At 62.0% G+C, this 17,228-nt stretch carries 13 protein-coding genes; 4 read left to right on the top strand and 9 right to left on the bottom strand.

The window, feature by feature from the left end; translation table 11 throughout:
• Positions 1-84: 84 nt before the first annotated feature.
• On the top strand, positions 85-279 hold the full coding sequence (locus tag BSY240_RS08795; RefSeq protein ID WP_069042037.1) for a hypothetical protein: 195 nt from the start codon (positions 85-87) through the stop codon (positions 277-279).
• A gap of 5 nt (positions 280-284) precedes the next feature.
• Here the strand turns inward: BSY240_RS08795 and BSY240_RS08800 are convergent, their stop codons facing one another.
• The 5 genes from BSY240_RS08800 to BSY240_RS08820 form a co-directional block, all read right to left on the bottom strand.
• A complete protein-coding gene (locus tag BSY240_RS08800) occupies positions 285-1,460 on the bottom strand; it encodes a cell wall hydrolase (protein WP_069042038.1) in 1,176 nt (391 codons plus the stop codon).
• A 192-nt stretch (positions 1,461-1,652) separates the two neighbouring features.
• Positions 1,653-3,554: a potassium transporter Kup gene (locus BSY240_RS08805; protein WP_069042039.1), complete on the bottom strand. Its 1,902-nt coding sequence runs from the start codon at positions 3,552-3,554 to the stop codon at positions 1,653-1,655.
• Between the two features lie 15 nt (positions 3,555-3,569).
• Positions 3,570-4,547, bottom strand: a complete 978-nt coding sequence (locus tag BSY240_RS08810; protein WP_069042040.1) for a magnesium transporter CorA family protein — start codon at positions 4,545-4,547, stop codon at positions 3,570-3,572.
• 155 nt (positions 4,548-4,702) lie between these two features.
• A complete protein-coding gene (apbC, locus tag BSY240_RS08815; RefSeq protein ID WP_069042041.1) occupies positions 4,703-5,857 on the bottom strand; it encodes an iron-sulfur cluster carrier protein ApbC in 1,155 nt (384 codons plus the stop codon).
• A gap of 345 nt (positions 5,858-6,202) precedes the next feature.
• Positions 6,203-6,940, bottom strand: coding sequence for a helix-turn-helix transcriptional regulator (locus BSY240_RS08820; protein ID WP_082347605.1), 738 nt, complete (start codon positions 6,938-6,940; stop codon positions 6,203-6,205).
• Positions 6,941-7,335: 395 nt separating this feature from the next.
• On the opposite strand from BSY240_RS08820, the gene BSY240_RS08825 reads away from it, so the two are divergent.
• Both BSY240_RS08825 and BSY240_RS08830 read left to right on the top strand, forming a co-directional pair.
• Positions 7,336-8,172 carry an SMP-30/gluconolactonase/LRE family protein gene (locus BSY240_RS08825; RefSeq protein WP_069043909.1) on the top strand — a complete coding sequence of 279 codons (837 nt, stop codon included), beginning with the start codon at positions 7,336-7,338 and terminating at the stop codon, positions 8,170-8,172.
• Positions 8,173-8,380: 208 nt separating this feature from the next.
• Entirely contained in the window at positions 8,381-9,058 is a 678-nt protein-coding gene (locus tag BSY240_RS08830) for a PRC-barrel domain-containing protein (protein ID WP_054148829.1), read from the top strand.
• A 65-nt stretch (positions 9,059-9,123) separates the two neighbouring features.
• Here the strand turns inward: BSY240_RS08830 and BSY240_RS08835 are convergent, their stop codons facing one another.
• Positions 9,124-11,166, bottom strand: a complete 2,043-nt coding sequence (locus BSY240_RS08835) for an NADH:flavin oxidoreductase (protein WP_069042042.1) — start codon at positions 11,164-11,166, stop codon at positions 9,124-9,126.
• 17 nt (positions 11,167-11,183) lie between these two features.
• Positions 11,184-12,725, bottom strand: coding sequence for a trimethylamine methyltransferase family protein (locus BSY240_RS08840; RefSeq protein WP_069042043.1), 1,542 nt, complete (start codon positions 12,723-12,725; stop codon positions 11,184-11,186).
• Positions 12,726-12,813: 88 nt separating this feature from the next.
• On the opposite strand from BSY240_RS08840, the gene BSY240_RS08845 reads away from it, so the two are divergent.
• A complete protein-coding gene (locus BSY240_RS08845; protein WP_054148826.1) occupies positions 12,814-13,716 on the top strand; it encodes a LysR substrate-binding domain-containing protein in 903 nt (300 codons plus the stop codon).
• 12 nt (positions 13,717-13,728) lie between these two features.
• Here the strand turns inward: BSY240_RS08845 and BSY240_RS08850 are convergent, their stop codons facing one another.
• Both BSY240_RS08850 and BSY240_RS08855 read right to left on the bottom strand, forming a co-directional pair.
• Complete coding sequence (locus tag BSY240_RS08850; RefSeq protein ID WP_054148825.1) at positions 13,729-15,090, bottom strand: putative bifunctional diguanylate cyclase/phosphodiesterase; 1,362 nt, start codon at positions 15,088-15,090, stop codon at positions 13,729-13,731.
• A gap of 116 nt (positions 15,091-15,206) precedes the next feature.
• On the bottom strand, positions 15,207-16,952 hold the full coding sequence (locus BSY240_RS08855; protein WP_069042044.1) for a response regulator: 1,746 nt from the start codon (positions 16,950-16,952) through the stop codon (positions 15,207-15,209).
• Between the last annotated feature and the right edge of the window lie 276 nt (positions 16,953-17,228).

Genomic DNA, 17,228 nt, shown 5'->3' on the forward strand with positions numbered 1-17,228 from the left:
CGGCCCGCATGGGCCATGCTGGGAAGATTGCGGAACGGGGACAGACATGGGAGGCTCCAGGGAGAAGTCCTGCCCGGGGGAACCATGACACGCTTCATCGTCCGCATTCTAACCAGCCTTGCCCTTGGCTGGATGATCGGCGTGCAGGCGGCATTCGCGTTTGGCCCGGAGGGCAATCTGACGCCGATGCTATACATCTTCGTCACGGTGCCACTCACCTATGCGGCATCCTTCCTGATCGTACCGCTGCTGTCGAACTGGCTCGACCGGCTGCGCTGATCGGATCAGCTCCAGCCGCCTCCATAGGTGCGGTAGAAGATGTGCTTGCCGATCTTTTCAACGCGCTTCATCGTCGGGCCCCAGGCCGGGCTGACATAGGTTGCGTGGTAATGGGTGGCGGAACCGACATCCTTGAACCAGATCTTACCGGCGGTGACAGCCATGGCAATTTCCTTGGCGATCTTCCAATGGCGAGGCGACGTGACGATGTCGGGAATGCGATCACAGGCGAAGGAGAACTGGCAACGGTTGCGCCAGTTTTCGTTCTGATAGACCACGCCGCAAATCGTATCGGGATAATGCGGATTGCGCACGCGGTTGAGGATGACCTGGGCGACCGCGGCTTGACCCTTCACCGATTCGCCCCGGGCTTCGAAGTAGATGCCTTCCGCCAGGCACTTCTGTTCCTTGTCGGAAAATACGGCTGCCGGCAGCGGCGTCGCGGCCCAGGCGTGATCCTTCGGGTCGATATCGGGGATGAAACGGCCCTGGTCTTCCTGCTGGTCGGTCAGGATGCTGTCGAAGGGCGAAACGCTCGCGTAGTCCGGGGCCGGCGGCGCATAGGCGGTCGCCAGCACGTCAGGCACGGAATTGGTCACAAGATCAGCAATCATAGGTGACAGGGAGGGATCGGCGGCCGGCTTTTCGCGCTTGAAATAGAAGCTTGCGAGCTCGACGGGCTTGGTCTTGTCTTCCTCGTGGGCAAAGACGGATGGTGCTCCAAGCTCGGGCTCCATCAGCGAGCTCGTCCGCTGCAGGATAGATCCGGCCGAGAAGGCGCGCGGCGGCAGCATGGGCTCGACGGCCATGACCCGGCCCTTCTTCTGGTCGCGGGTGACACGCATTTCATCCGGCAACGAATCAGGGGCGGCCTTGCCGCCGTCGAAGGCGATGCGGCGGCCGTCGGGCAGGATCAAGCCAGCGCCACCGGACAGCGCCTCGGACGCCTCCGCTTCCGAGAAGGCAAGATTGGCTTCGTGGATCGAGCCGGCCGGCGTTGATGTCATCACCATGCGCCAGTTGCTGGCACCACGGTCGAGACCGGTCAGAAGGCCCGCCATATCGGCCTGGGCGGCAACGGAGGGGAAAATCAGCCAGGACGCGAGGCCGAAGACCAGGGGAGAGGTCCAGTTCTCCAGTCGGAAGAGGACCTTCTTCGAAGGACGAAACTTGGGACGCAAGGCCACACTCCAACACACGCTGACACGGGTCCGATGCTTCGAACCCAAACAGGATTACATTAGAGGAATATCTCTCGTTAACCTTGATGCTTGGTTAATGCGCGATCACAGCTTTGGGAGCATCCGGACAAATGCGGCAGGACCGCCGGGCGTGCCGACGGTCCTGAAGCTCACGGAGGGACGCTGGGCCCGTCAGATGATGACGTGTGACCCGAGTTCGATCACCCGGTTGGCCGGCAGGCGGAAATAGTCGGACGGGTCTGCTGCGGCTTCCGCAAGCACGATATAGAGCCGGTCCTGCCAATGGGGCATGCCCATGCCCTGCCCTGCCACCAGCTTGCGACGGCCGAGATAGAAGGAGGTCGACATGATGTCGAACTTCAACCCGCCGCGGCGCAGGCTGGCCAGCGTCTTGGAGACGTTCTGCGTTTCCATGAAGCCGAAGCGGATCTCGACGCGCGAGAAGCGTTCCGACAGTTCCTCGACCTCGAACCTATCCTCCTCGGCAATGCGAGGGCGTCCCAGCGTGCGGATGGTCAGGATGATATTGCGCTCATGGATGACGTGGTTGTGCTTCAGATTGTGCATCAAGGCGGCCGGCGCGCGGGTCGGGTCGCTGGTCAGGAAGATTGCCGTGCCGGGCACGCGGGCCGGGCTGTGCTCGCCCTTCTTCTCGATCATGGCGACAAAGGCTTCGAGCGGGACATCGTCGCGGCGGGTCTTCTGGAAGAGGATTGCCGTGCCACGACGCCAGGTCCACATGACCACCGTGAAGGCTGCGGCGAAGAGAACCGGTATGTAGCCGCCATCATGGATCTTCAAAAGGTTGGCGCCGAGGAAGACCAGTTCGAGCAGAAGGAGCGGGGTCAGGACTGCTGCAGCAAGCACCAGACTCCAGTTCCATTTCTTGCGGACGAATTCGAAAGCCATGATGGTCGTCACCACCATGGCGCCGGTCACCGAGATGCCGTAGGCCGTGGCCAGCGCTTCCGAGCTTTCAAAGAGAAGAACCAGCGAGAGAACGCCGACGAGCAGAAGCGTGTTGACCGAGGGCAGGTAGATTTGGCCGCTCTGGGTTTCGGACGTGAACAGGATCTGCATGCGCGGCAGGAAGCCGAGGTGGATCGCCTGGCGAACCAGCGAAAACGCACCCGTGATCACCGCCTGGCTGGCAATGATGGTGGCGAAGGTCGCGAGGATGACAATCGGCAGCAGCGCCCAAGATGGAAACATCAGGAAGAATGGATCCGAGGCCGTGGAGGGATCGCTGAGGACCAGCGCGCCCTGCCCCAGATAATTCAGCACGAGCGCCGGAAAGACGAGCGCGAACCAGGCGAGCTGGATCGGCTTGCGGCCGAAATGTCCAAGGTCGGCATAGAGCGCTTCCGCACCCGTGACGGTGAGGAACACGGCGCCGAGGACAACAATGCCGAGGAAGCCTTCGTGCAGCAGGAAGCTTACCGCATACCATGGATTGAAGGCGGCAAAGATGCCGACGTCGTCGAAGATATGGATAATGCCGCCAGCTGCCATGACGATAAACCAGAGCGCCGTGATCGGCCCGAAGAAGCGGGCCACCGCCCCCGTTCCTCGTGACTGGACCGCGAAGAGGCCGATCAGGATCGCAAGCGAGATCGGCACGATGTAATCGGACATGTCCGGCGCGACGAGTTTCAATCCCTCGACGGCCGACAAGACCGAGAGCGCCGGCGTGATCATGGAATCGCCGAGGAAGAGTGCGGCGCCGATCAGGCCCAGCACCATCAGGACCGGACCGTGACCGTTTGCCGACTTCGAGAGCAGCGCCAGAAGCGACAGGGTGCCGCCTTCGCCGTCATTGTCGGCACGCAGCAGGAAGAGGACATATTTGAGCGTCACGATGATCGTGAGCGACCAGATCATCAGCGAGATGAGGCCAATGATTTCGACGCGGGTGATGCCGTCGACACCGATCGGCTTCAGCGCCTCGCGGAAGGCGTAAAGCGGGCTGGTGCCGATGTCGCCATAGACGACACCGACAGAACCGAGCGCGAGAAGAAAAAGACTGCGTGCATCCTTCGGACCAGCCGCAGGCTGGTGATCGAGTTGTGGCATGGGATACCAGGCTCTTTAGAGCCAGCCTTTCCAACGGAAAAACAAGAAGGGGATGATGGCGGAGAGCAGCATGGCAAAAAGCGCCATGGGGTATCCGAAGTTCCATCCGAGTTCCGGCATGAACTGAAAATTCATGCCGTAGATCGACGCGACAAGGGTCGGTGGCAGGAAGACAACCGAGGCGATCGAGAAGATCTTGATGATGGCATTCTGCTCGACATTGATGAGGCCGAGCGAGGCATCGAGCATGAAGGTGATGTTGTTGGCGACAAAAGCCGCGTGCTCGCCAAGCGATTGAAGGTCGCGGACAACCAGGCCGCAGAGTTCTGCGGCTTCTTCCTCCCGGCGCACCGCCGGCTGCGACTGCAGGAAAAGAACCAGGCGAGACAAGGAGACGAGGCTGTCACGCACCTTCCCCACGAGCTGATGATGGCTGGCGATATCGAGCAGCTTGTCTTCCAGGAAGCGCGGCGGACGACGCTTGGCGGCCTTGCGATTGACAAAGACCGTGATCGAGAGCGCATCGAGGCGTGCGGCCAGCGTTTCCAGGATCTCGGCAGTCCGGTCGACGATCGTCTCCAAGAGATGGCCGAGAAGTTTCGCGCCGGTGTCGCACTGTCCGTTCAGGCGCAGGAGACTCGCACTGAAGAGTTCGAAGGCCTTGGGCTCGGCATAGCGGATGGTGATGAGGCGCCCGCGATGGAGAATGAAGGCGACGTCGGTGAGCAGCGGATAGCTGGAATCGGCCCTGTAGAGCAGCGAGGCCGTCATGTAGATCGCATCGTGCTCGACATAGAGCCGGCTGGACGGTTCGATGTCCTTCAGCTCATCCGGGGTCGGCAGCGGAATGCCGATCCGGCTCTCGACGAAGTGTTCCTCGTCGCGGCTCGGCTTGATCAGGTCGATCCAGATGATGTCATCGGGGAAATTGCTGGCTTGAGGCTCGATGCCGATGATTTCGGCACTTCCGTCTCGTCGATAGGCCCTTATCAAGGACTGGTCACCTTCATGGCACGCCGCGCGGTTAAGCTCCGGAGACAATCATAGTCCCGAATGGAATGCCAAAGCAATTGTTGCAGCACAGCAATGCAGCCGACGCACGCCTCGACGGGGCAAAGCAATGGCCGGTCGAGGCCGCTGCTCAGCGATTATTCGAAGACGATCGCCGGCGCTGCGCGACCCGATCGAGCCTTGACCTGTTCCCAGGCCTTGGTCGCGATGTCGCGGTAGATCTTCGCCTGCGGCCCGTCCGGTTCGCTCACTACGACCGGAGTTCCCGCATCCGAGGTCTCGCGGATCGAGATGGTGAGCGGCACTTCGCCGAGGAAGGGCACGCCGATCTTCTCGGCCTCCGCCCTCGCGCCACCATGGCCGAAGATATCGTAGCGGTTTCCGGTGTCGGGCGCGATGAAATAGCTCATATTCTCGACGATGCCGAGCACGGGTACTTCGACCTTGTTGAACATGTTCAGGCCCTTGCGCGCGTCGATGAGGGCAAGGTCCTGCGGGGTGGAGACGATGACCGCCCCCGACAGCGGCACCTGCTGGGCCATGGTCAGCTGCGCATCACCGGTGCCCGGCGGCATGTCGACGACCAGCACGTCGAGATCGCCCCAGGCGACTTCGCGCAGCATCTGCATGAGGGCCGACTGGACCATCGGGCCGCGCCAGATCATCGCGGTCCCTTCATCGACGAGGAAGCCCATCGACATGACCTTGATGCCGTAATTTTCCATCGGCACGATGATGCGGTTCTCGATCTGCTGCGGGCGTCCGGTAATGCCGAGAAGGCGCGGCATGGAAGGGCCGTAGACATCGGCGTCGAGAATGCCGACCCGCAGGCCGTTTGCCTTCATGGCCAGGGCCAGGTTGACCGCCGTGGTCGACTTGCCGACGCCACCCTTGCCGGAGGCGACCGCGATGATGGCTTCGATGCCGGGGACGCCGGCCTTCGTGCGCTGAGGTCCGCTCTGCGCCGGGCCATGACTGTGGCCGTGGCTGTGGGTGGGCGCTGCAGGCTGCGGGCGTGGCGGCGGCGGCGTGGAGCCCTGCTTGCGCTCGGCGGTCAGACTGACGACCGCACCGTTCACACCGGGCAATGCCTTCACCGTCCGCTCAGCCGCCTGGCGCAGCGGTTCCAGTTCCTGGGCGCGCTCGGCCGGCACATTGATGGAGAAGTAGACCTTTCCGTCGGAGATGAAGACATCCGAGACCATGCCGAGGTCGACAATGTTGCCATCGAGATCCGGTCCGCGGATTCCCTTCAGCGCCTCAATCACCCGATCACGCGACAGTTCGGCCATTTCAATCTTCTTTCCGCTTACGTCTTTTAAGTCTGGGAAATCAGATAATGGAGCATGAGACATTCGCCAACAACAAATGCGGCTTAGGGCTGCGACCTTTGTGGCAGAAACAGACAAGCCGCCTGCGGAGAGCACCCCCCGCGGCGGCTTGTCAGGCTGCACCCTTTGACGGGTGTCGTGCAACGTCCCCTCTGGACTAACACTAGCAATGCAGAAAGCGTGCCAGTTTTGAAAGGGCGGGAAATGCGGCCTTGAAGCATGCCACGGGCGTCACCAGATCGGGATTGTGCCGGGAAACTAGGCTGACATGATGTGTGGCGCACAAAAATGCACCAGCGTTTACCCTTACTTTATCAAGCCGAGCCGGAGGGCCTTGGCGACGGCCTGGGTGCGGTTGACCGCGTCCAGCTTCTTCGTCGCGCGGTTCAGGTAGTGGTTGATCGTGTGCTCGGAGAGCGTCAGGATTTCCGCGATCTCGACGCTGGTCTTGCCGGCCGCCGTCCAGTTGAGGCAGTCGAGCTCCCGTTCGGTCAGCATGTCACTGTTGCGGCTGTCCATCTCGCGGATTTCAGCGAGGCGGTTGAACACATGCGTCGCGATATAGGCGAGCTCCATCATCTCGAGCGTGTTGAAGGGCTCGCGGTCGCCAATGAAGGAGACAGCCCCTCGGGCACCCGTTGCATCATGGACGGGGAAATAGGATCCGCGGTTCATGCGGAAGCGGGTAAACAGCGCCTTGGAGATTTCGCCGGAGCGGCTGTCGCGCTGCTGCGCCACGTCATCGATGTCGAAACGCAAGGGGATCGATGAGCGACGCAGATGGGCCAGCACAGGGCTGCCCGACAACAGGGAAATTTGATCGAACTCGGTCAGGAGATCGGAAGGCCAGTTGGTGATGATCGAGCTGCTGCCGAGTTCCTGTGCCGTAGCACCCGGCATGTTCAGCACCATGAAGGCACGGGCGCCGTAGAGCTCCGTCACCCGCTTCATGAAGCGGAAGACGTCGAACTGGGTCTTGAACCCCTTCACGTCCGTGATCAGACCCTCGACACGCTCCGCGGCTGCCATGTCCTGGTTCGTCATCACACACCCGTCCATACCGGGTCACCGGTCGTGATTATCGAGGAGATTGTCCAAGACGTATACGTCAACTGCTACAATACCTGCCATTGGCTGCGGATCGAAGGCGTGGGTAACCTGGCTGCAGCCGGTCCTTTATCTCGCCTGCTCCCGTGTCAGAGAACTTGCGATCGGAATGCTTGAAGGAACACCCAAAGGCGACATCAAAGCCGAATCTGTTCCCCTGAGTTGGCGAAGCATAGACTTGTAAAGCGCCGAGGGTCCAGATACCCCATAAATTTTACCGTAAACCCCTGTTTGCGACCTTAGTCGCACGGCAGATTTAGAAGAAATCGACAAGGAGGAAGAGCGTGATCGCGACAGAGAGCTTTACCGGCAGGACGCTAACCGAAGAGCGCATGGAACTGGGAGAGGGCCCGACCTATGACCCGACGACTGGTGCGCTGTTCTGGTTCGACATCCTCGGCAAGACGCTGTGCGAGCTCGATGTTGCCGGCGGCCGTCTGAAGAGACACGCCCTGCCCTTCCTCGGCAGCGTGCTCGCTATCGTCGACGAGAAGCGGCAACTGATCGCCTCCGACCAGGGGCTCTTCCTGCGCGATGCTACAAGCGGCACCCTCTCGCCCTATGGAAAAATCGAGGACAAGCCGCAGAACCGCTCGAATGACGGCCGCGTGCATCCGAGCGGCGCCCTGTGGATCGGGACGATGAGCCGGACTGCCGAAACCGGCGCCGGCGCCATCTACCATGTCGCGGGAACGACCGTGACCAAGCTCTTTGACGCCGTCAGCATTCCGAACGGCATCTGCTTCTCGCCGGATGGCAGCGTCGGCTACTTCAACGATTCGAAGATCAACCACATGATGCGGGTCGAACTCGATGCAGCGAATGGCCTTCCCACTGGCGCTCCGACGGTGTTCATCGATCAGTCTCAGCGTCAGGGCGTCATAGACGGATCGGTCGTCGATCTCGAAGGCACGATCTGGAACGCCAACTGGGACGGCGGCGCAGTGGATCGCTATGCGCCCGACGGTCGGCATATCGCCCGCTACGCAGCCCCAATGCGCCGGCCGACCTGCCCGGCATTCTATGGCGTCAATCTCGATCGCCTCGCAGTGACCTCCTGCTGGGAGGGGCTGAGCGACGCAGAACGGGCCGAAGACAGGCTTGCAGGCATGACCTTCGATCTCGGCGTGAGCGTCAAGGGCAAGGCAGAACCGCGGTTCAAACTCTGAGTAAAACGGATTGACGACGCGGGGCCAAAAGCGGCCCCGCAAACTGCTTTCATTGCATTTTGTTCCTGCAACCCCCTCAAAATATTCAGGACTTCGCCAGCGGAACGATCCAGGCCGCCGGACATTTTCCTCTCGAACCGACGCCGCCCAGCACTTCAGCAAGGGCAGTGTCAGTCGCAGACCATCTCAGAGGAAAGGTAGGTCCACCATGAACAAGTCTCTCAAGACCCTCGCCGCAGCCATGCTGCTCGGTTCCACCGCCATGGCCCCGTTTGCCGTCGCTCAGGACGCAACTCCGGGCACAACGACCACGCCGCCGGCTGCTACGGACGGCACCACCACGATGCCTGCTCCGGCCACCCCGGATGCTTCGATGGATGGCACGTCGGGCTCGATGGGCACCACGGCCCAGGCTCCGGCTGACGCCGCCGGCTCGGCCACTTACCTGACGGAACAGGCTGAAAGCCAGATCTCGGTCAGCGATTTCATGGGCCAGGCGATCTATACTGCCGACAACCAGTCGATCGGTGACATCAACGACCTGCTCGTAGAGAAAGACGGTGGCATTGTTGCTGCAGTCGTCGGCGTTGGTGGCTTCCTCGGCATCGGCGAAAAGGATGTCGCCATCCCGTTCGACAAGATCACCATCACCCGCGAAATGGATGATGCAGCAATGACCGGTACGGGCGATGCTGCCACGACGACGACCACCACCACCACCGAGGCCGTCGCTGACGCAGAAGTCCGCCTGACGACCACGGAAACGGCTGACAGCCTGCGCAACGCTCCGGAGTTCCGTACTCTGGATGACCAGGCTGCAGATGCTGGCACCACCGGCACAATGGCTCCGACCGACGGCACCACCACCTCGTCGACGGATAACTAATCCCGGAACGTGGGACGTGTTAAGGTCCTAAGGGGCGGCGCTTCGGCGCCGCCTTTTGCTATGCGCTAAAGCAGGCTGCAAAAGCGCAGGGCATCGTAGACGGCAGCGTGGATGTTGCGGCTTTCGACCGCATCCCCGATGCGTACAAGGTCGAAGCTGGCGGCCTCATCCTTGAGCGGCAGCGGCCCGCGTCTCGCGATCAGCGCGGCATAGTCGACAGCGCCGCGATTGCGTGAAAGCGGCTTGAGTTCGAGATAGAGATCCGCATTGGCCATGGTGCCGTGCTCCACCACCACCTGCGCGACGCGCCGCTCCACCCTCACATCTGAAAAGTCGGAGCCGAGTGTCGCGAGCAGAGCATTACCATCGCGGCGGACGCCAACCAGCTTGGTGTTGATCGTGACGCGGACATTCTTTTCGGCAAAGGTCTTGGCATAGGGCACATGGTTCATGCCGCCCATCTCCGGCGCGAAAAAGCGTTCCGGCGAGACCACTTCGAGTTCGACGCCTGCATTGGCGATGACCTCTGCGGCACTCATGCCGGGATGCCCGCCATTGTCGTCGTAGAGCAGAACCGGCCCCTCGGGCTTCACGCTGCCGGCCAGGATGTCCCAGCTCGAGGTGACGAGATCATCGCCCGTCTCCAGTTCCGGCGACTGGGCGATGCCGCCGGTCGCGATGACCACCAGATCGGGATTGAAGGCGAGCACGTCGTCGGCACCGGCATAGGTGTCATAGTAGATGGTCACGCCGAGGCGTTCGAGTTCCGCCAGACGCCAGTCGATGATGCCGACCATTTCCTTGCGGCGCGGATTGCGGGTGAGCAGGTTCACCTGGCCGCCGGCGCGGCTCGATGCCTCCAGCACCTCGACATGGTGTCCGCGTTCGGCGAGCACGCGCGCGGCTTCGAGACCTGCCGGCCCTGCCCCAACCACGACCGCCTTGCGAGGTTTGTCTGCCTTGAGCAGATCATGCGGGATCAGCGCCTCTCGGCTGGTGGCGGCATTGTGGATGCAGAGCGCCTCGCCGCCTTCATAGATGCGGTCCAGACAGTATGTCGCGCCGACGCAGGGGCGGATCTTGTGCTCGCGGCCCTCGATGATCTTTCTCACGATATGCGGATCGGCGATATGGGCGCGGGTCATGCCGACCATGTCGAGCTTGCCCTCGGCAATCGCATGGCGAGCCGTCGCGACATCGGCGATGCGCGCGGCGTGGAAGACCGGGAATTTAGTTGCCGCCCTGATATCACCGGCGAAATCGAGATGCGGGGAAGCCGCCATGCCCTGGATGGGGATCACGTTGTTCAGCGCCACGTCGTGCTCGATGTGTCCCCTGATGATGTTGAGGAAGTCGATCTTGCCGCCAGCCGCGAAACGGCGGGCGATCTCGACACCCTCGTCGCGGCTCAAGCCCTTGTCCCAATCCTCGTCGGCGACCATGCGGATGCCGACGATGAAATCCGGGCCGACGGCCTTTCTGACGGCTGATATCACCAGGTTGGAGAAGCGCATGCGGTTGTCGAGCGAGCCGCCGAATTCATCTTCGCGCCGGTTGGTGGCCGGTGACCAGAAGCTGTCCATCAGGTGGCCATAGGCCTCGAACTCGATGCCATCGAGGCCGGCTTCCTGCATGCGCGCGGCGGCCGTCGCATAGTCCTCGACGATGCGCTCAATGTCCCAATCCTCGATCTCCTTGGGAAAATGGCGGTGGGCGGGCTCGCGGATCGGAGAGGGGCTAAGCACCGGCAGCCAGTCCCCCTTGTTCCAGTTGGTGCGGCGGCCGAGATGGGTGAGCTGGATCATCACGGCGCAGCCATGCTCGTGACAGTCGTCCGTCAGGCGCTTCAGATGCGGGACGATCTCGTCCTTCCAGGCGAGCAGATTGCCAAAGGCGGGCGGGCTGTCGCGGCTGACACTGGCGGAGCCTGCGGTCATGGTCAGCGCCATGCCGCCCTTGGCCTTTTCGACATGATAGAGCCGGTAGCGCTCGGTCGGCATGCCCCCTTCCGAATAGGCCGGCTCATGCGCCGTCGACATGATGCGGTTCTTCAGCGTCAGGTGCTTCAGCTGGAAGGGCTGGAGAAGCGGATCACGGTTCCCGGTCATTTGTCATGCGTTCCCGTTCAATACCAGGCGTCCGGCTTGGCGCGCTTTGTGCGATCCACATAGTCTAGAAGCGCCTCGTCGATGGCGATGTCCAAAGGCGGCGCTTCGTATTCGGCGAGCGTCTTTTTCCAACGCAGATTGGCCCGTGTCGCCATGTCCGTGGAGCCGGCTTCCGACCACTTTTCGAAAGGCTCGTTGTCGGACAGGGCCGAATCCCAGAAGGCGGTCTGGTAGTTGCGCATGGTGTGGGCGGAGCCCAAGAAATGACTGCCCGGACCAACCTCTTCGAAGGCATCCATGGCAAGTGTGTTGTCGTCGACGACGACGCCGGCGAGGTATGAATGCAGGGCGCCGCAGAAGTCGGTGTCCATCACGAACTTCTCGTAGGACATGGCGAGCAGTCCATCGACGAAACCGGCCGAATGCAGGATGAAGTTTGCGCCACAATGCACTGCCGACATCATCGACATGACGCCCTCCTGCATGGCCTGGGCATCCGGCAGCTTGGAATTGGAGAAGTTTCCAGCACAGCGCAGCGGCAGTTTCAGTCGCCGGGCAAGCTGGCCGATGACCATGGAGCCGATCGCAGGTTCCGGCGTGCCGAAGGTCGGCGAACCCGAGCGCAGGGACATCGAGGAGAGGAAGTTGCCGAAGATGACGGGCGCGCCGCGGCGTTCCAGCTGGGTGAGCGCGCAGCCGGCCATGGTTTCGGCCAGCGACTGGGCAATGGCGCCGGCATTGGTGACCGGGCCCATGGCACCGCCCAGGATGAAGGGCACGATGACGGCCGCCTGATTGGCGCGGGCATAGGCGCGCAGCGCCCGCGTCATGGTGCCGTCCCAGACGAGCGGCGAGTTGACGTTGACATTGCCGAGGATGACGCAGTTCCGATCGACAAAGTCGGCTCCGAACAGAATGCGCGCCATCTCGATCGATTCCTCGGCGCGCTCTTCTGCCGTCACCGAGCCCATGAACGGGCGGTCGGAGTATTTGATGTGGCTGTAGACCATGTCGAGGTGGCGCTTGTTGACGGGTACATCGACCGGTTCGCAGATCGTGCCGCCGGAATGGTGCAGCCAGGGCGAGGACTGGGCAAGCTTGATCAGATTGCGGAAGTCCTCGATCGTTCCGTAGCGGCGACCCTTGTCGAGGTCCATGACGAAGGGCGAGCCATAGGCCGGCGAGAAGACGACGGCATTGCCGCCGATCTCGACAGTGTTTGCGGGGTTGCGGGCATGCTGGGTGAAGGTTGCAGGCGCCGAGCTCAGGATTTCGCGCAGCATGCCCTTCGGGAACCGCACCCGTAGCCCATCCATCTCGGCGCCCGCCTTGCGCCAGAGTTCAAGCGCTGCCGGATCGTCACGGAACTCGATGCCGATCTCGGCGAGGATGCGATCGGCCACCGCTTCGATCCGCAGAAGGTTTTCTTCCGACAGGATGTCGTAGGTCGGGATGTTGCGTCGGATGTACGGAACCACCAGAGGCGAGACCAAGGCTCCCCCTCGTCGAGCCGATCGCTGCCTGCGCGTGCCCGTGTTTTCCGCAAGTGCCTGGTCCATGACGCTTCCCCTCGTTTTGTCGCAGGGTAGTTCAAGGCAAATTGGCTGTGACGCTGGAAAATTGCTGGAGATGCAATAAGCTCGGCTTATGACACCATTTCGCAGCCTCATCCCCTCTGCTAATGCCCTTGTGATTTTCGAAGCGGCCGGGCGACACGAGAACTTCACCCGGGCGGCGGAAGAACTCGGCATGTCGCAGGTGGCGGTCTCCTATGCCATCCGTGGGCTTGAACAGCAGCTCGGGACGCAGCTCTTCGAGCGGCAGCATCGGGCAGCCCGCCTGACGGAGGTCGGCGAGCGGTTTCATGCCGATGTCTCAGCCGGGCTCTCACGGATTGGCCGGGCGGCGGAGGAAATCCGGATGAAGGGCCGTGAGGTGAATGTGACGCTTGCCGCCTCGACTGCCTTTGCTTCGATGTGGATGCTGCCGCGTCTTTCTGCCCTCAGGGACGACCTGCCCGATATCGATCTCAGAATCCAGACCAGCGTGCGGGATCTCGACCTCGACGAGGAGGATATCCCGCTCGGGGTGCGCGGTGGTAATCCGCAGGACTGGCCGCATTATCATTCAGCCGAACTGGCGCCGGAGATCGTCACCGCCGTGGCGAGCCCCGCCTTCGTCGAGGCGAACGGCTTGCCGGACAGTCCCGAAGCCATCGCCCGGCACCGGCTGATCTGGCTGGAGGAACCGGTGCGGCAGGCCTGTAGCTGGCCGGAATGGTTTGCCTCGGCCGGCATCGACTATCGGCCGACCGGGCGGCGGCTGGCGATCAACGATTATGTTCTGGTCATCCAGGCGGTACTCGCCGGCCAGGGCATTTCGCTTGGCTGGCGGCATCTGGTCGAGCGGCTGATCGAGCAAGGGCAACTCGTCGAAGTGGGTGGCCATGCGCTCCGGACCGGCCAGGCCTTCCATGTCGTCTGGCCGAGGTCACGAGACCTCAGTGCGGCGGCCACGCGGGTGCGCGACTGGTTGCTGAAGCAGACCTGAGGGAACAGAGGATCAGGCGGAGGCGCGGTCGACGAGCGCGAAGTCGTGGTGGTTCTCGGCGAGGTAGCGCAGGGTGGCGGCAGCATCGACCGGCTTGCCGAAATAATAGCCCTGCCCCATGCCACAGCCGAGTTCGCGCAGCTTCTGGGCTTCGGCCTCCGTCTCGATGCCTTCGGCGACCACTTCGAGATCGAGGCCCTCGCACATGCTGACGATCGCCTTGATGATGTGCTCGGAGGTGCGGTCCGTGGTGATGGCCGAGACGAAGGCGCGGTCGATCTTCACCTTGTCGAAGGTGAATTCGCGCAGACGGCCAAGGCTCGACTGGCCCGTGCCGAAATCGTCGAGCGAAATGCGTATGCCGGCGTCCTTCAATTCCTTGATGATGCGCCGTGCCGTATCGGCCGAGGACATCACCGCCGTCTCGGTGATTTCCATCTCAAGGCGGCGCGGGTCAAAGCCGACGCTGTTCAGGATCGAGAGCGTATTGAACGAGGTCCTAAGGTCCATCAGCTGGACCGAGGAGAGATTGAAGGACAGGAAGAGATCACGCGGCCAGGCGAGCGTCGCTTCGGCTGCCTTGCGCAAAAGCGTCTCGGACAGCGTGTCGATGAAACCGCGCTCTTCGGCGAGCGGCACGAAGACGGCAGGCGAGACGAAGCCGAGATCGGGATCGATCCAGCGGGCCAGCGCCTCGAAGCCGACGATGCGGTTGTCGCGCAGCCGCACGATCGGCTGGAAGTGGACGTCCACCGTATCGTTGATGATGGCATTGCGCAGCGCCTGTTCGAGCTGCGTCGCCTGTTTCATCTCCTGAGCGATCTCGCGGGAATAGACGGTGATCTGGCCACGGCCACGACGCTTGGAGCGGTAAAGCGCCGTCTCGGCACTCTTCATCAGCTCTTCGAAATCCTCGCCGGCAAAAGGATAGACGGCAAATCCGAGGGAGGCGGAGAGGCGCACATTGCGGTCACCGAGATCGTAAGGCGCAGACAGCACATCCTTGATCAACTGGCCGGCGCGCTCCGCACCAATGCGCTCGAAGACCAGCGGCAGGACGATGGCAAACTCATCGCCATCGTGACGGGTCACCGTCGCACCGTCGGGCACGCAGGCCTTCAGGCGATGAGCGACCTGACAGAGGATCTCGTCGCCGGCAGCCTGGCCGAACAGGTCGTTGATCGGTTTGAAGCCGTCGAGATTGACGATGCCGACGGTGAAAGGGGCAGGGTCGGACGCGCGGTCGGCTGCAAGCTGGCGCACCTTGTCGCCCAGCCGATGGCGATTGCCAAGGCCGGTCAAGCGGTCGCTGTAGCCTGTCGTCTTGTGGTCGCTCTGGCCCATGGGGTCAGAGACGATTCCGGCGGCACCCATTCATGCTTCCTGGTACGGTTCTTTCACACGTCCCAGAATGGGTCCAAAACATTAAAATTATCATATCGATGCATGTAAAGCGGCGGCCGCAGGCACCCCAAAAATCGGGTATCGGGTCAGGCTGTGGACGCCAGTCTTGCGATATCGGGAACGAGGCGGCGAATGGCCTGATCGACGACATCAGGGCTTAGCGGCTTCAGGATGACCTCGTTCATGCCCGATGCGAAGCAGGCTTCGCGGTCCCTGTCGAAGGCCTGGGCGAGAACACCGATGATCGGCGTCGGAAGCGATGTGTCCCCCGGGGACTGGCGGATGCGGCGGGCCGCCTCGAAGCCGTTCAGACCCGGCAGCGTCACATCCATGAGCACGATGGCCGGCTTCAGTTCAGAGCAGAGGTTTACCGCCGCTTCGCCGTCGGCGCAGATTCGATAGGCATAGCCAAGCCCTTCGAGGATCTGCGAAAAGACGATCTGGTTGATCTCGTTGTCTTCGGCCACGAGCACGAGAGAGGGCTGGCGTGGTGGTGAGACCTTCACCGGAGCTGGCGTAGCCATCGTCTGCGGCGGGATTGCCGAGGGGAACTCCGGTGGTGCGGGACCGTCCTCCGTGGTGATTTCCCAGTCGTCCGCTGGAGATGGTCGCGCCTGCAAGGCGGTCATGCGATCGAGAACAGTAAAGGCCAGATCCGTGGCGATTTCGTTTTCCGCCAGCGTCAGATAATCGATATCGACGGCCTGAAGCAGCTCCAGGCACTGCATGTCGAGATCGACATCGACGATGGCAAGGTCGATGACCACACCCACCGAGCGGGCCACGGACAGAAAGGCATCGAGTTCTTCATCATTGCGCACACAGCAACTGTCGAGGCCGAGGAGTTGCAGGATCTCCAGCGCGCGCGCCTCAAATTCGCGATCGCCGGTGATGAGCAATGCCTTGCGGCCGTTCAACCGTCCGTCAAGCGCGGCGTATCCACCATCCTCATATTCGCGCGTCTCAGGCATTTCGGCCGGGTATGACTGCAGGTCAGCGCCACTGCCGACTTCGCCAAGGCTCGAGACAATCAGGTAGCGGCCGGGCGTCCCGACCCGCTGGACATGCAGGAGGATCGGCCGCGGTAGATCTCCGTAGAGACGCATGGGCAGGGTCAGCGAGGATGTGAGACCGGTTTCCAGCACTTGACGAGAAACCATTGCGAGGCGCGCGGCGACCTCTGCCTCGAACAAGGACGCGATCGTGCCGCCCAGCGCGTTGTCGGCGCCGACGGAGATAGCCGAACAGAAGACCTTGTTGACCGCTACCAGCTGAAGGTTGCGGTCCTGAACGAAGACAGGATGGGCAAGATTGTCGAGGATTTCTTCGGTGAGCTGGACGCGCTCGATATCAGCGCGCCACTGCTCTTCCCGACGCTTCTGCTCGGTGATGTCGCTCATGACGCAGAAGCCGAAACCGGAGGGCAGACGACGCTTGGAGAACCGGGTCCAGCGCTTGCTGTCGTCGCAGGACTGAATTTCGTAGCGTTCCTTCCAGTGGGCGGCGATCTGGCGGGTCAGCCATTCCTCGCGACTGAGAATCGCCTCCGACTGGCCGCTCGCCGCCTGGCGCAGGCCGAGGTCATAGGCGGCGCCGAGAATGTCTCTCAGGCGCGTGCCGGGCTCGAAGAAGGAGGCCGGAAGCGGCAGGAACTGACGGGCGCTGCGGCTGGCAAAGATCAGATGATCGTTGCGATCATAGACAATGAAGGCGGAGGAGAAGGCCTCGGACACCGCATCCAACAGGGCAGCATCGAGCGCAGCTTCAGCCGACGGATTGTCGTGCCCCTGCCGTCTCTTGTCCTGGTCGGGGGCCGGTGGAAACTCGCTCACACTGCTGCCTCTTGGAACCTCGTTGCTGAACGCAACGAGACTTTTGTGGGGCTGATGCCATAACGGAGACATGCCGAACCATGCTTCTGGCGGGAACCCACACGAGAGACACCGCGGCTGTGTCCTCATTCCGCTGCCAGCGGACCTGCGCTCAGAGACATTGCAAGTCATTGTTCAGATTAGAGACATTCCGTTAAGGCCCGCTTAATGATGGACATCGTCCGCACGCACTTACGATTTCGTCTTTCGTCGCAGCCAAGAATCCGCGAAAATGGG

Source organism: Agrobacterium sp. RAC06 (assembly GCF_001713475.1).
Classification (GTDB): domain Bacteria; phylum Pseudomonadota; class Alphaproteobacteria; order Rhizobiales; family Rhizobiaceae; genus Allorhizobium.